We start from the raw sequence: 13,762 nt of genomic DNA, 5'->3' as shown, positions 1-13,762 counted from the left end.
CCCGCGGCGGTGCGCGGCACGGGCGTCTCGTCCGGGGCTGTGTCGTTCGGAACCGTCTCGTCCGGTCATGGCCGGGGTTTCACGACGCCTTCACGCGATTCACAGGAGATTCATACGGAACTCCGCCCTCCGGTCATAGGTTCGGCGGGCAGGGTGGAAATCATGATCCACGACATGCTCCCCCGAACGGCCCGGCGCTCCCGTGCGCGGCGGGCATCACGGATCCTGCTCGCGCTGACCGCGATGGCCGCGCTGATCGGTGTGGACCTGCCCGATGCCGCCTCCGGCCCGCCTCTGGGCATCACTGCGTGGGCTCGGCCCGGCGCCGAGGCAGACCGGGTGGGCGCGCTCTTCGCCGGCGGCCTCGACGGCGGGCACTTCTGCACCGCCGCGGTGGTGCGCAGCGACGACCGGGACGTGATCGCCACGGCGGCCCACTGCGTGGAGAGGACGGACACCACCGTCTTCGCACCGGGGTACCGGGACGGGAGCGCCCCGTACGGCCTGTGGAAGATCACCGGCGTGTTCGTGGCGCCGGAGTGGACGGCCGGGCAGGACCCGGACGCCGACATCGCCTTCGCGACGGTGGCCCCGGTGGACGGCGGGCAGACCCGCCGCGTCGAGGACCTCGTGGGCGGCTTCCCGGTCGCGGCCGAGCAGCCCGCCGGGGCGAGGGTGACGGTCATCGGCTACCCGAGGACGATGGAGGCCCCGCTGCGCTGCGCCAACAGCACCGGCCTGCTCTCCCCGACCCAGCGCCGGATCGGCTGCCCCGATCTCAGCGGCGGCACCAGCGGCAGCCCCTGGCTGGTGGACGGTGCCCTGGCCGGGGTGCTCGGGGGCTACGAGGGCGGAGGAACCGTACCGGAGATCTCGTACAGCGCGGTGATGGGCGATCAGGCGGTGGAGCTGTACCGGGAGGCCGCGGTCGACGGCTGACCGGCCTACGCCCGACGCGGGCGGCACGAGGAGTGCTTCAGCGGCGTCCCGCCGGGATGCGTTCCGCCTCGGGCGCGGAGGGCTGTACGGGCAGCCGCCCGAGCGGCGCCGGCCGCGGGGTCCCCGAGCGGATGTCCTGCACCCCGCGCCGCAGGCCGTCGCGCAGTACGCGGCCCAGCGGGCGTTCCACGAGCCGGTGGACGAGCCAGGCGAGCACCACCATGAGGGCGGTCACGCCGATGGCCAGCGGGACGGGCGCGACATCGCGGCGGAAGTGGTGGATGAAGGTCAGCCCGGCCATCATGTGGATCAGGTAGAGCGGGTAGGTGACCGCTCCGGCGTGCGGGAGCCAGCCCCACCGGACGCGGTCGAGGACGCCGAGCGCGATGGCCGCCATGAGGGCGAAGCCGAGCAGGATGATCACGTGGGCCGGCCAGGCGGGCGTCTGCTCGGTGGCCCTGCGGCCCAGGCTGGAGACCATGCGGGCGTGCACGTGGTGCTGGGCGAGGAGGAACTGCACGCCGACCACGGCCCACAGGACGGCGTTCGGCCGGAAGCGGCGCATCAGGTAGAAGGCGATGCCGGCGATGAAGTACGGGGACGCCGACGACACCGCGAAGAAGGAGAGCAGGCCGTTGTCCACGGCCGGGGCCACGGCGCCGGCGAGGGTCCAGATCCCGCAGAAGAGGACGCAGTTGCGGTAGGTCACGCCGCGCATGACGACGACCGCGAACAGTACGTAGAACTTGAGCTCGACGAAGAGCGTCCAGTACGCGTCGTCCACGTGGGGGACGCCGATCCCTGCCTGGAGCATCGAGAGATTCACCACGACGTCGCTGACCGACCCGACCTTGCGCATCTCGGGCCAGGCGAACAGCACGAGGGAGGTGAAGGCCACCGCCGCCCAGTAGGCGGGGAAGAGCCGGGAGACCCGGGAGACCGCGAAGTCGCCCACGGTGCGGCCCCAGGCGCTCATGCAGATGACGAAGCCGCTGACCAGGAAGAAAATCTCGACGCCGAGCCAGCCGTAGACGGCCAGTGCGTGCGCGCCGGGGAAGACGTCCTCGGCCGGCTCGCCCCAGGCGCTGTCGAGGGCCGCGTAGTGGTAGAAGAGCACGGAGAGCGCGGCGAGCACCCGGACGGCGTCGAGGGCCGCGAGGCGCGGGCCCGGTGTTCCTGCGGGCGGCGCCGCGGTGTCTGCGCGCCCGCCCGCCCGCGGTATTCCGGCCGCTCCGCCTGCGCTCATGCCTCGACCGCCCCCTGAAGTAGATGACGGTCCGATTGACGCCGTCGGGTCAGCGGAACCCTACAGCTCACCCGCGGCAGGTCCAGTCGGCCGGACCGATCATGATCGACAAGGCTCGCCCTACTCCGCGATCGCGGCGGGGACCTCGAACCAGGTGGGTTCCTCGCGCAGGGCCCGGTGGATCCGGTCCAGGGCGAAGGACTCCAGCGGGGGCAGCGCGTCCACGTCGAACCAGGCCACTTCGAGGGACTCGTGGTCGTTGGCCCGCGCCTCGCCGCCGGTGGCGCGGCAGCGGAAGGTGATGTCCTGGAACTGGCAGACGTCGCCGTTGGGGTAGGTGATCGGGGCGAGCATCTGGACGAGGACCACCCGCTCGGGCACGCAGCGCACGGCCGTCTCCTCGTACACCTCGCGCACGGCGGTATCGGCCGGCTGCTCGCCCGGCTCGGCGATGCCGCCGACCACGGACCACCGCCCGGTGTCGGAGCGCCGGCCGAGCAGCACCCTGCCCAGGTCGTCGAGGACGATGGCCGTGACCCCGGGCAGGAGGAGCAGCTGGTGCCCGGCGGACTCGCGGATCCGCCGGATGAAGTCAGGTGTGGTCATCCCCCGACCCTACGAGGCCGGGGGCCGGTCCCGTCTCAGGCGGCGCGGCGGGCGCGGATCCGGCGGGCGGCGAGTACGCCGAACCCTCCCGCGGCGAGCAGCAGCAGGGCGTACTCGGGCAGCGGCCCGAGCACGGTGGCCGGGGTGCGGCCGGAGCGCAGCGGGATCTCGGCGACGAGCGCGTCCGCGGTGAACATCTTCGTCTCCGAGACGATCCGGCCGTCGGGGCGGATGACGGCACTGACGCCGCTGGTGACGGGGACGAGTACGGTGCGGCTGTGCTCGACGGCGCGGACCCGGTCCATGGCGAGCTGCTGGTAGGTCATCTGCGTGCGGCCGAAGGTGGCGTTGTTGCTCGGTACGGCGATCACCTGGGCGCCGTCCTGGACGGTGGAGCGGACGGCGTCGTCGAAGGCGGCCTCGAAACAGGTGACCATGCCGACGCCGGTGCCGGCCATGTCGAAGACGCCGGGGTCCTTGCCGGGGCCGAAGTCGCGGCGCACCCGGTCCACGTCGGAGCTGAAGAGCCGGACGAAGGAGCGCATCGGGATGCGCTCGCCGAAGGGCTGGATCTTGCGCTTGTCGTAGGTCTCGGTGGGGCCCGCGACGGGGTCCCAGAGGATCATCGTGTTGCGCAGCGGGCCCGTCTCGGGGGCGACGACCGCGCCGATGGCCACGGGCACGCCGATGGCCTTGACCGCCTTGTCGATGACGGCGTGGGCGTCGGGTTCGGCGTACGGGTCGAGGTCGGAGGAGTTCTCGGGCCAGACGACGAAGTCGGGCTTGGGCGCCCGGCCGGCCTTGACGTCCTCGGCGAGCTGGACCGTGCGCTTGACGTGGTTGTCGAGGACGGCACGGCGCTGGGAGTTGAAGTCGAGGCCGAGGCGGGGCACGTTGCCCTGGATGACGGCGGCCACGACGGTGCCGTCCTCGGGGGCGTCGGAGACCAGGGGGCGGGCGGCGAGGGCGGCGCCGATGGGGGCGGCGACGGTCAGCGCGGTCAGCGCGGCGGTGGTGCGGCCGGGGTGGCGGCGGGCGATGCGGAGGGCTTGGTAGAGGCCGAATCCGCAGAGGGCCACGCCGAAGGAGAGCAGCGGTGTGCCGCCGAGGGCGGCGAGCGGGGTGAAGACGCCGTCGGCCTGTCCGAAGGCGAGCTTGCCCCAGGGGAACCCGCCGAACGGTGCCCGGGCGCGCAGGGCCTCGCCCGCGACCCAGACGGCGGCGGCGAGCACCGGCCAGGCCGGGAGCCGGCTGACGAGGGCGATGCCGAGGCCGGTCAGGCCGATGAAGAGGGCTTCGAGGGAAGCAAGCGCCAGCCAGGGCACCGGGCCGACCTCCTCACCGGTCCACACCAGGAGCGGCAGCAGGTAGCCGAGGCCCGCGAGGGTGCCGAGTCCGAAGCCCGCCCGCGGACGACGGCCGTGGAGGCAGCCGGCGAGGAGGGCGAGGGCGAGCGGGGCCAGCCACCACAGGGGGCGGGGCGGGAAGCTGAGGTAGAGCAGCACGCCGGACAGCGCGGCGAGCACGGGCCGGACCAGCCGGGCGCCCCTGCGCAGCGGCGCGGCCGTCGCGGCGGGGGTGGCGGGGGGCGTCGCGGAGGGGATCCTGGGCTCGGCCGGTCCGTCGGCGGGCCGCGGGGGCTCGTTCGAGGAGGCCTCGCGCGTCACACTGCTGCTCATCTGGCGGAGTGTACGTCCCCGCGCCCTCGGATCCGGTAAGCGCCTCGGTCCGCCGGCCGTCTCAGCCTGCGAGGGTGCGCAGGTGGGCGCGGATGACGCGGACGGCGTTCTCGGCGTCGTCGACGGTCACCGTGAAGAGGTTGCCGTCGACCAGCCTCAGCTCGAAGCCCTCGCCGCGCCGGACGATCACCGCGGTGCCCTTCTCGGGGCGCCAGCGGCAGCCCCAGCCGCCCCAGTGCTGCGGGGTGATCCGGGGGAGGAACTCGGCCGAGGCCACGTCCGCGAGCTCGATCCTGCGGCGCGGGAGGCCTATGTGGCCGCAGCGCACCACGAGGGCCTGGGCGTCGATGGTGACGGCGACGTACACGAAGGCGATCGTGCCGTAGACCATGAGCAGTCCGGCGGCGAGGCAGCCGGTCACCGCCATGAGGAGCGGGACGAAGCCTGAGGTCCACGCGTTGTCGACGGCCAGCTCGATGCCGAGCGCCACGCAGGCCGCGCCGGCCGCCGCGAGCAGCCACTGCAAGGGGTTGGAGGCCCGGCCCGTCCAGAGCGGACCAGGGGGGTGACCCGTCATACGTAGCAGCGTACCCACGTTCCGGAAGGACACCACCGTCGCGCGCCCGAACGCCCGGCGGAGAGGGCCTAGCGCTTCACGCGGTAGCGGAGGTGGACGATCTTCGAGGCGAAGGTGCGGGTCCCGACGAGTTCGAGATCGACCCGGCGCCCCTCCTGGGGGAAGAACGCAATGCCGCCGCCGACGAGCACCGGGTAGACCATGACCCGGTACTCGTCGATCAGGTCCAGCGCGGCCGCCTCGGCGGCGAGGGTCGCGCCGCCGATCGCGATGTCGCCGTCCCCCGGCTGCGCGCGCAGCCGCTCGATCTCCTCCGCCAGGCCGCCGGAGGCCAGGCGGGCGTTGCCCTGCACCGCCGACAGGGTGCTGGAGAACACCACCTTCGGGAGCGGGTTCCAGACCGAGATCCATTCGAGTGAGGCGGCGTCGAGCGACGGGTCCTGGTCGGCGGTCTCCCAGTACAGCATCGTCTCGTAGAGCCGCCGCCCCAACAGGTGGACGCCGAGGTCCCGGGTCTCCTCGATCCAGAAGCGGAAGACTTCTTCCTCGGGCGCCGTCCAGTTGAAGTCGCCGTCCAGCCCGACGATGTAGCCGTCGAGCGAGGCGCTCATCGCATAGGTGACGCGTCGCATCAGGAGTCCTCCTCGGTGAGGATTCGACCCTACGGCCGCCGGTCGCCGCGGAGCCCGTCGCGACGCGCGCGAACCCCGCCCGAGGGTGTCAGCCGGGGAGCATCCGCAGGAGCGCGTCGCGCAGGGCCGGGCGGCGGGCGGTCATGAAGCGGTGCAGGTTCCGGGAGCCGAAGGCGACGCGCTGGGCGCTGCGGCGGCGCTCGGCGTCGTACGCGCGAAGGGCGCCGGGCAGCCCGTCCGGGCCGCCGGCGGCGACGGCGCGGGTCAGGGCCTCGGCGTCGAGCAGGGCGGTGCAGGCGCCCTGGCCGAGGTTGGGCGTCATGGCGTGGGCGGCGTCGCCGACGAGGGCGACCCGGCCGTCGGCGACGAAGCGGGGCAGCGCGGGGTGGAGGTGGCGCATCTCGTACCGGATCCAGGTTTCGGGGTCGGTCGCGGCCAGGACGCGCGGGATCGGGTCGTGCCAGTCGGCGAAGGCGTCCCGCACTTCGCGCGCGGTGGTGGCCGCGGGCACGGTGGCGTACCAGTTGGTGCGGCCGGGCTCGACGGGGGTCATTCCGAAGAAGCGGCCCCCGCCCCAGGTTTCGCCGTACAGCCCGGTCTCGAATCCGGCGATGCCGATCCAGGCGACCGTGCCGATCGGGCGGGGGCCGCTGCGGCTGCCGAAGTACGCCGTGCGCACCACGCTGTTGATGCCGTCCGCGCCGACGACCAGGTCGGCGCCGAGTGCGCCCGGGTCGGTCAGGGGCTGCCCGTACGCGATCCGCGTGCCGCCGAGCCGGTCGAGCTCGGCCAGCAGGGCGTCGATCAGGTGCGGCCTGGCCACGAGCAGTTCCGGCCGTCCCGCCTTGCGCTCGATCCGTTCCAGCGGTAGGGCGGCCAGGACCGTGCCGTCGGGGCGCCGGATGCGGGCGTCCCGGTACGGGACCGCGCGCGCCCGCAGCGCGTCACCCAGGCCGAGGCGGTCGAGCGCGGTCTGCGCGGTCGGGTGGATGCCCAAGGCGGTTCCGTAGCGTTCGGGGGCGGCCCGCCGCTCCAGGACGGTCACCGTCCAGCCCGCGCGGCTCAGGCCGACGGCGGCGGCGAGGCCGCCGATCCCGGCCCCGGCGACAACGGCCCTGCCGGCCTCCCGCCCGCTCGGCGTACCGGTTCCGTTCACGATCACGCTCTCGCCGTTCATGGCTCACCCCTCCGCCCGCACCGACCACAACCACCACAGCCGTGGTACTACATCTGTGGTACCACGACTGTGGTTATGCTGGCAACGTGAATCAGGACCGGAGGGACCGGCTGCGGGACGCGGCCGTCGCCGTACTGGCGGAATCGGGCGGGCGCGGGCTGACCCACCGGGCCGTCGACGCGGCCGCCGACGTGCCGACGGGCACGGCCAAGAACTACTTCCCCACGCGTGACGCGCTGCTGCGGGCGGTGGCCGAGCGCTGCCTGGAGCAGTACCGGGCGCTGGCCGCCTCCCTGGCGGGGGCCGGGCCCGGGCCCGCCGACGCGGAGCAGCTCGCGGCACTGCTCGCCGGGCTGCTGCGGGACGTGGCGGGGCCCGGGCGCCCCCGCGTCCTGGCCTATCTGGAACTCCAGACCGAGGGGACGCGGCGGCCGTGGCTGGCCGCGCTGCTGGACCCGATCGCGGCGGGGGACTTCGCCGCGCACGCGCACCTGCTGCGCACGGCCGGGCTGCCGGCCGGACCGGAGCGGGCCCGGGCTCTGACCCTCGCCCTGCACGGCACCATCCCCCACCTGCTCACCGGCGCCCCGGCCACCCTGGCCGCCGCCGGCCTGGACGACCTGGACCGGTTCGCCCGCGGACTGCTGGCCGCCGTATGCGCCGAGGAGGCGCGGTGACCGCGCCCACCCGGCTCGACCGGGCGGTGGGCGCCGTGCTCGGGTCGGCTGCCGGTGATGCACTCGGCGCCCCGTACGAGTTCGGGCCGGCCGGGCAGTTGAGCGCGCGGGGCGCGGAGATGCGCGGGGGCGGCGGCTGGGATCCGGGCGAGGCGACGGACGACACGCAGATGGCCGTCCTGGTCGCCGAGTCGCTGCTGGAGCGGGACGGCCTCGAACTCCCCGACATCTTCGGCCGGTTCCAGCGGTGGGCGGCCGGGCACCCGAAGGACATCGGCCTGCAGACGGAGGACGTGCTCACCAACGGCGAGCCCTGGGATCTCGCGGCGGCCGTGCACTTCCAGATCAACGCCCGGGCGGCCGGCAACGGTTCCCTGATGCGGGCCGCCACCTCGGCCGTGTACTTCTCCGCCGCCGGGCGGGAGGCCACCATGGACGCCGCGCGGCGGATCGCGGCGCTGACCCACGGCGACCGGGCCGCATGGGAGGGGACCGCGATCCTGCACGAGCTCGTCCGCGTCGCCCTGGACGGCGCCGATCCGCTCGCGGCCCTCCCGGCCGCGCTCGACGCGGTGCACCCGGACCACCGCGAGCGGTACGGCCGGGTGCTCGCCCCCGACTGGCACCCCGACCTGGCCACCGAGTTCAACGGGGCGGTGTGGCCCTGCCTCGGCTCGGCGGTGTGGGCGCTGCGGACCACCACCGGGTTCGCCGAGGCCGTACGGGCCGCCGTGGACCTGGGCGGGGACACGGACACGGTGGCCGCGGTGACGGGCGCCCTGGCCGGCGCGCGGTACGGGCAGGGCGCGGTGCCCGCGCACTGGACGGCCCCGCTCCACGTGCCGCTGCCCGGATTCGGCGAGCGGGTCCTGGACGCGGACGACCTGCGTGCGCTGGCTCAGCGGCTCGTGGCGGCCGGCTCCCGCTGAAGTTCCAGGCGGCGGCCCCGGAACCCCGCACGCAGCCGCCGGTCGTGGGTGACCACGACGAGGGTCCCGCCGAAGTGGGCCAGGGCCGCCTCCAGTTCCTCCACCACGGCCGGGGCCAGGTGGTTCGTCGGCTCGTCCAGCAGGAGCAGGCCCAGGGGGCGCGCCACCAGCCGGGCCAGCTCCAGCTTCCGGCGCTGGCCGGCCGAGAGGGTGCGCACCGGCCGGGTCAGGTCGGCCGGGGCCAGCAGGCCGATCCCGGCGACGAACCGGTCGGCGTGCTCCTGCCCGAACAGCTCGACGGCAGAGCGGGGTTCGCCAGCCCAGGGGTCGTCCTGCCGCAGCAGCCCCACGCGCGCGGGCGTCCGTACGAGGCCCTGGGCGGGCTCCAGTTCGCCGGCCAGCAGGTGCAACAGGGTCGACTTGCCGGCCCCGTTGGGTCCGGTGACCAGCAGCCGCTCCCCCGGTGCGAGTTCCAGCGTGACCGGTTCGAGCCGTCCCGGCACCGCCGCGTCGGCCAGTTCCACGGCTCCGGCGGCGGCGCCTTCGGTGAACCGCCCGGTGAAGGTGAGCGGCCGCGGGGGCGGCGGGACGGGGTTCCCGGTCAACCGGTGCAGGCGCTCGCGGGCGGTGCGGATGCGGCTCGCGGCGCCGTGGGTGCGCGACCGGGCCCGAAAGGCGCCGGCTCCGCTGAAGCCGCGGGGCAGCTTGCGCGGGATCGCGGCGATCCGCCCGGTGTTGGCGTCGGCGAGCCGCTCGGCGCTGCGCACCTCCTCGCGCCACTCCTCGTACTCCCTTTCCCGGCGGGCCCGTTCGGCGGCGCGGCCGGCCAGGAACCCGCCGTAGCCGTTGCCGAAGCGGCGTACCGTCCGGCGGTCCGCGTCGACCTCCAGGACGGCGGTCGTGACCCGGTCGAGGAAGAGCCGGTCGTGGGTGACGGCCACGAGGGTTCCGCGGCGGGCCCGCAGGTGCTCCTCCAGCCAGGCGACGGCCTCGTCGTCGAGGTCGTTGGTCGGCTCGTCGAGCAGCAGCAGTTCCGGCTCGGCGGCCAGGGTGGCGGCGAGGGCGAGCCGGGAGCGCCGGCCGCCGGACAGGGTGCCGAGCCGACGGTCGGGGTCGAGGTCGGCGCGTTCGCCGAGGCGGCGCAGGGTGGTCGCGACCCGCCGGCGGGCGTCGCGGCCGCCGCGCGCCTCGTAAGCGGCGAGGAGTTCCCCGTAGGCGGTGAGCTCCTCGGGGCCGGCCCGGTGCAGGAGGGCTTCGGCGGCGCGGATACGGCGTTCGAGGGCCCGCAGGTCGGCGAGCGCGAGGTCGACGGCCTCGCCGACGCGGGCGTCCGGGGGGAGGTCGAGGGTCTGGGCGAGGTGCCCGGTGCCGCCGGGGGCGGTGACGGTGACCTCGCCGTGATCGGGGCGTTCCCGTCCGGCGAGGAGCCGGAGCAGGGTGGACTTGCCGGAGCCGTTGTCGCCGACGACGCCGACCCGCTCGCCGGGCCGGACCGTGCAGCTGACCCGGTCCAGGACGACGCGGGTGTCGTAGCTCTTGGTGACCTCGGACAGGACGATCTGGGTGGAGGCGAGTGGAGCGCGCAAGGGCGGTTCCTTCCGAAGGACCAGAGGAGACGAGACGGACCGTCTCGTTCCAGTGGGAAACATAGCCCATGTCCGAGTGCCGCACAAGACGGTTCGTCTCGCGATGGGTGGGGACGTTGCCCGCCCGGACTCCGGGCCCTGATCCTGCACGTCGGACGGGCGCCATGACCGGCGACGGCACCGGCGGAGCGCGACACGCCGGTCTCCCCCGTCCCGGCTGAGCAGTGCGGCGACGCGTGGGCACGACGACCTGCATCGCACGGGCCGCGGCCGCTGCCGCGGTGCGCGCGGCGGCCGGGACGACGCCGCAGCAGGCGTCAGCCGACGGGCGCGCCCTGGCCCGACAGCACTCGGCCCTCCGCGTACGCGAACGCGGCGGCGGGCAGGGCCGCCTCGCGGCCGCTGTGCAGGACGGTCAGCCCGCCCGTACGGGGCAGGCCGGGCTCGGCGGTGACGCCGAGGCGGCGCAGCGCCTGGAGGGCGACGGGCTCGGCGGAACCGTAGTAGACCAGGTCCGCTCCCCCGGTGCGCGCGGCGAGGGCGGCCCGGATGGGGGCCCCGGTCAGCTCGTAGTGGGTGCACCCGAGCACCACGTCGGTGACGTCGGCCGGGGTCAGCGCGGCGGCCGCGGCGACGGCCGCGGTCACGGCGGCGTCGTCGGCCGCCTCCACGGCATCGGCGAGTCCGGGGCAGGGCACTTCGGTGACCCGGGCGCCGGTGGCGAAGTCGCGGATCAGCCCGCGCTGGTAGGGGCTGCCGGTGGTGGCGGGGGTGGCCCAGATGGCCATCCGGCCGCCGGCCGCCGCGGCGGGCTTGATCGCCGGTACGGTCCCGATGACCGGGATGGCCGGCTCCAGCTCCGCCCGTACGGCGTCCAGGGCGTGCACGGTGGCGGTGTTGCAGGCAACGATCAGCGCGTCGGGGCGGTGCGCGGCGGCGGCCCGGGCCACGGCCAGCGCCCGCCCGGTGAGGTCGTCGGGGGTCCGCGGTCCCCAGGGCATCCCGTCGGGGTCGGAGGAGAGGACCAGATCCGCGTCCGGCCGCAGCCGCCGCACCGCCGCGGCCGCCGCGAGGAGGCCGATTCCGGAGTCCATGAGCGCGATCTTCACCCGGCCACCTTAGTCGACCCCGGCTCCGGCCGGACCCGGCACCGGCCCCGTCCCACCCCCACGCGCCGCCGGCCGGGCGCCCCGCCCGGCCGGCGGCGCACAGCCACGACGGCCCGCGCCCCGCCCCTCCCCCCGCCCGCCTGCGCCCCCGGGGCGGACGGGCACGGCCGCAGGCCCGCGTCCGCCGCGAACCGGGAAGCCGCGTACCGCCGCGCTCGCCGGCCCCGGTGAACTCGCAAGCCTGAGGCGGCTCCGCCCGCCTGCACCCCCGTGGGCCGCGCACCATCTGCCCGCCCACGCCACGGCCCCCGCGCGCCGCCGAGCCCGCGGACCGCCTTGTCCACCTGAGACCACCTACACCCCCCACGTCCGCCCCCGGCCGGGAGCCGCGTACCGCCTACTGCCCCGCGCGCACCCGCACCCCCTCGCGCCATCGTGCCCGCCCGCACCCCGGGGCGGACGGGCACGGCCGCGGGCCCGCTCGCGCACCGGCCCCTGCTGGCCGCCGGGTCCGCCCGGACCGCCACGGGGTCACCGCGACTCCCGTATCCGTCTGCCCCCGGGAAGGGCGCCGCACCGGGAGCAGACGGGTACGCGACACGGCACCCGCGGCCGGGCACACTGCCGCCATGGGCCTCCTCACCGCCGCGTCCTTCGCCTCCCTCGCCGCCTGGCTCTGGCTCACCCTCGCCCAGGGCATGTTCTGGCGCACCGACGTCCGGCTCCCCGCGCGCACCGCCCCCGCCCACTGGCCGTCCGTGGCGATCGTCGTACCCGCTCGGGACGAGGCCGAGGTGCTGCCCCTGAGCCTGCCCTCGCTCATCGCCCAGGACTATCCCGGCGAGGCCGAGGTCGTCCTCGTCGACGACGGCAGCACGGACGGCACCGGCGCCCTCGCCCTGCGCATCGCCGCCGAGCAGCCGGGGCTCCCGCTCACCGTCGCCTCCCCCGGCGACCCCGCCCCCGGCTGGACCGGCAAGCTGTGGGCGCTGCGCCACGGCATCTCCCTGGCCCGTACCACGCACGCCACCGAACCCGACTTCCTCCTGCTCACCGACGCCGACATCGCGCACGAACCGGACAGTCTGCGCGAACTGGTCTCCGCCGCGACCTCCGCCGACCTCGACCTCGTCTCGCAGATGGCCCGGCTGCGCGTCGCCGGCCCGTGGGAGCGGCTCGTCGTACCGGCCTTCGTGTACTTCTTCGCCCAGCTCTACCCCTTCCGCCGGATCAACCGGCCCTCCGCACGGACCGCCGCGGCCGCGGGCGGCTGCGTACTGCTGCGCACCAGCGCCGCCGTCCGGGCGGGGGTCCCCGACCGGATCCGCCAGGCCGTCATCGACGACGTCTCCCTGGCCCGCGCCGTCCAGGACTCCGGCGGCCGGATCTGGCTGGGGCTCGCGGAGCGGGTGGACAGCATCCGCCCCTACCCGGCGCTCGCGGACCTGTGGCGGATGGTCTCGCGCAGCGCGTACGCCCAACTGCGCCACCAGCCCCTGCTGCTGGCCGGGACGGTCGCCGGGCTGGCGCTCGTCTACCTGGTGCCCCCGGCAGCCCTCCTGGCGGGCCTCGCCACCGGGCACCCCGCCGCCGCCTGGGCCGGCGGCCTCGCCTGGCTGCTGATGGCCGGCACGTACCTGCCGATGCTGCGGCACTACCGCCAGCCCGCGACGCTCGCCCCGCTGCTTCCGTTCACGGCGCTGCTGTACCTCCTGATGACCGTCGATTCGGCCGTCCAGCACTACCGCGGGCGGGGAGCGTCGTGGAAGGGCCGCACCTATGCCCGCCCGAGCGACGCCTGAAACGACGAACCACCGCCCGGACCCGCGTCATCCGAGGTCACCGCATTGTGACGCTGCGTCAGCAAGAAGTCGGTGCAACGCGCAACCGGTAGGTACGAGTTGGGCCAAGGTGGGATGGAAGTGGCGAAATCGTGCACGTGAACGCCAAGTGAAAGCTGTGGCTCTGACCTGCGAATATGCAGGTCAGCGCGGTGTTGACGGCACCTTGCTATGGACCCGGTGAATTCGTGGGCTTAACTTATGTCTCATGACCTCCCCCCGCTCCACTTATGGCGGCGGTTACTACTCCGCGCCCTCCTTCCCGGACACCCCCATCTACGACTCCCTCGTCGCCGAACGCGGCACTCCGCAGATCGCCCCGATCCGCGTCCCGGCCGCCTACGAGTCCCCGAGCGCGGGTTATTCGAGCGGTGGGTACCTGCCGGCCCTCCCGTCGGCCCTGCCCGCACTGCCCCCTGCCACCCCTCAGCAGCAGGCTCCGGCGTACGGGTACCCGTACCAGCAGCAGGCTCCGCAGCCGATGCCGCTGCAGAACGCGCCCGCTCCCTACATTCCGCAGCAGCAGCCGGTAGCGGCCCGCACCGGGTACATGCCGCAGCCCCAGCCGCAGCAGCCGCGCCCGGCGGCCATGGCCACCGGCTACGAGGCGATGCGTCCCGCCGCGCCGCGCCCCATGCAGGTGCCGGCTCCGGTGGCGGGCGCCTCGTACGAGGATCCCTACGGCCGCCCCTACCAGGGACGCGGCTACTGACCGGGCCCCTCACGCGCGCCGGGACGGCGGAGCGGGCTGGCAGTATGCCCCC

General features: G+C 75.0%; 13 protein-coding genes. 5 read left to right on the top strand and 8 right to left on the bottom strand.

Features of this window, described 5'->3' with window-relative positions:
• The first annotated feature begins 174 nt into the window (after window positions 1-174).
• Window positions 175-939 (top strand): trypsin-like serine peptidase, encoded by a 765-nt coding sequence (locus OHA91_RS33260; RefSeq protein ID WP_328740578.1) that lies wholly within the window; start codon window positions 175-177, stop codon window positions 937-939.
• 37 nt (window positions 940-976) lie between these two features.
• Here OHA91_RS33260 and OHA91_RS33255 read toward each other — a convergent pair whose 3' ends face one another.
• The 6 genes from OHA91_RS33255 to OHA91_RS33230 all read right to left on the bottom strand — a co-directional run bounded on the left by OHA91_RS33255 (window position 977) and on the right by OHA91_RS33230 (window position 6,856).
• Window positions 977-2,185: an acyltransferase family protein gene (locus OHA91_RS33255; RefSeq protein WP_078959577.1), complete on the bottom strand. Its 1,209-nt coding sequence runs from the start codon at window positions 2,183-2,185 to the stop codon at window positions 977-979.
• 120 nt (window positions 2,186-2,305) lie between these two features.
• On the bottom strand, window positions 2,306-2,791 hold the full coding sequence (locus OHA91_RS33250) for an NUDIX hydrolase (RefSeq protein WP_031156888.1): 486 nt from the start codon (window positions 2,789-2,791) through the stop codon (window positions 2,306-2,308).
• Between the two features lie 35 nt (window positions 2,792-2,826).
• Window positions 2,827-4,470, bottom strand: coding sequence for an apolipoprotein N-acyltransferase (gene lnt, locus OHA91_RS33245; protein ID WP_328740577.1), 1,644 nt, complete (start codon window positions 4,468-4,470; stop codon window positions 2,827-2,829).
• A 61-nt stretch (window positions 4,471-4,531) separates the two neighbouring features.
• The gene (locus OHA91_RS33240) at window positions 4,532-5,047 is read right to left on the bottom strand and encodes a hypothetical protein (RefSeq protein ID WP_031156886.1); all 516 of its coding nucleotides are present in this window, start codon (window positions 5,045-5,047) and stop codon (window positions 4,532-4,534) included.
• 68 nt (window positions 5,048-5,115) lie between these two features.
• Window positions 5,116-5,679 (bottom strand): dihydrofolate reductase family protein, encoded by a 564-nt coding sequence (locus OHA91_RS33235; RefSeq protein WP_266503734.1) that lies wholly within the window; start codon window positions 5,677-5,679, stop codon window positions 5,116-5,118.
• Window positions 5,680-5,767: 88 nt separating this feature from the next.
• Window positions 5,768-6,856, bottom strand: a complete 1,089-nt coding sequence (locus OHA91_RS33230; RefSeq protein ID WP_051893713.1) for an FAD-dependent oxidoreductase — start codon at window positions 6,854-6,856, stop codon at window positions 5,768-5,770.
• 86 nt (window positions 6,857-6,942) lie between these two features.
• Between OHA91_RS33230 and OHA91_RS33225 the strand changes: the two genes are divergently transcribed.
• Window positions 6,943-7,533 carry a TetR/AcrR family transcriptional regulator gene (locus OHA91_RS33225; protein ID WP_031156878.1) on the top strand — a complete coding sequence of 197 codons (591 nt, stop codon included), beginning with the start codon at window positions 6,943-6,945 and terminating at the stop codon, window positions 7,531-7,533.
• The gene (locus OHA91_RS33220) at window positions 7,530-8,462 is read left to right on the top strand and encodes an ADP-ribosylglycohydrolase family protein (protein WP_266503730.1); all 933 of its coding nucleotides are present in this window, start codon (window positions 7,530-7,532) and stop codon (window positions 8,460-8,462) included. The genes OHA91_RS33225 and OHA91_RS33220 overlap by 4 nt, the downstream gene beginning before the upstream one ends.
• Here the strand turns inward: OHA91_RS33220 and OHA91_RS33215 are convergent.
• Together OHA91_RS33215 and OHA91_RS33210 are read right to left on the bottom strand one after the other, a co-directional pair.
• The gene (locus OHA91_RS33215; protein ID WP_408059204.1) at window positions 8,432-10,111 is read right to left on the bottom strand and encodes an ABC-F family ATP-binding cassette domain-containing protein; all 1,680 of its coding nucleotides are present in this window, start codon (window positions 10,109-10,111) and stop codon (window positions 8,432-8,434) included. The genes OHA91_RS33220 and OHA91_RS33215 overlap by 31 nt on opposite strands.
• Window positions 10,112-10,365: 254 nt before the next feature.
• A complete protein-coding gene (locus OHA91_RS33210; protein WP_031156871.1) occupies window positions 10,366-11,157 on the bottom strand; it encodes a glutamate racemase in 792 nt (263 codons plus the stop codon).
• 629 nt (window positions 11,158-11,786) lie between these two features.
• Between OHA91_RS33210 and OHA91_RS33205 the strand changes: the two genes are divergently transcribed.
• Window positions 11,787-12,959 carry a glycosyltransferase gene (locus OHA91_RS33205; protein ID WP_328740574.1) on the top strand — a complete coding sequence of 391 codons (1,173 nt, stop codon included), beginning with the start codon at window positions 11,787-11,789 and terminating at the stop codon, window positions 12,957-12,959.
• Window positions 12,960-13,206: 247 nt separating this feature from the next.
• Window positions 13,207-13,710: a DUF6643 family protein gene (locus tag OHA91_RS33200; protein ID WP_031156867.1), complete on the top strand. Its 504-nt coding sequence runs from the start codon at window positions 13,207-13,209 to the stop codon at window positions 13,708-13,710.
• Window positions 13,711-13,762 lie beyond the last annotated feature (52 nt).

Origin of the sequence: Streptomyces erythrochromogenes (assembly GCF_036170895.1) — a bacterium.
In the GTDB taxonomy this organism is placed as follows: Bacteria; Actinomycetota; Actinomycetes; order Streptomycetales; family Streptomycetaceae; genus Streptomyces; species Streptomyces erythrochromogenes.
The sequence above is the reverse complement of the archived record's forward strand: the minus strand, read 5'-3'. Positions and strand labels throughout refer to the sequence as shown.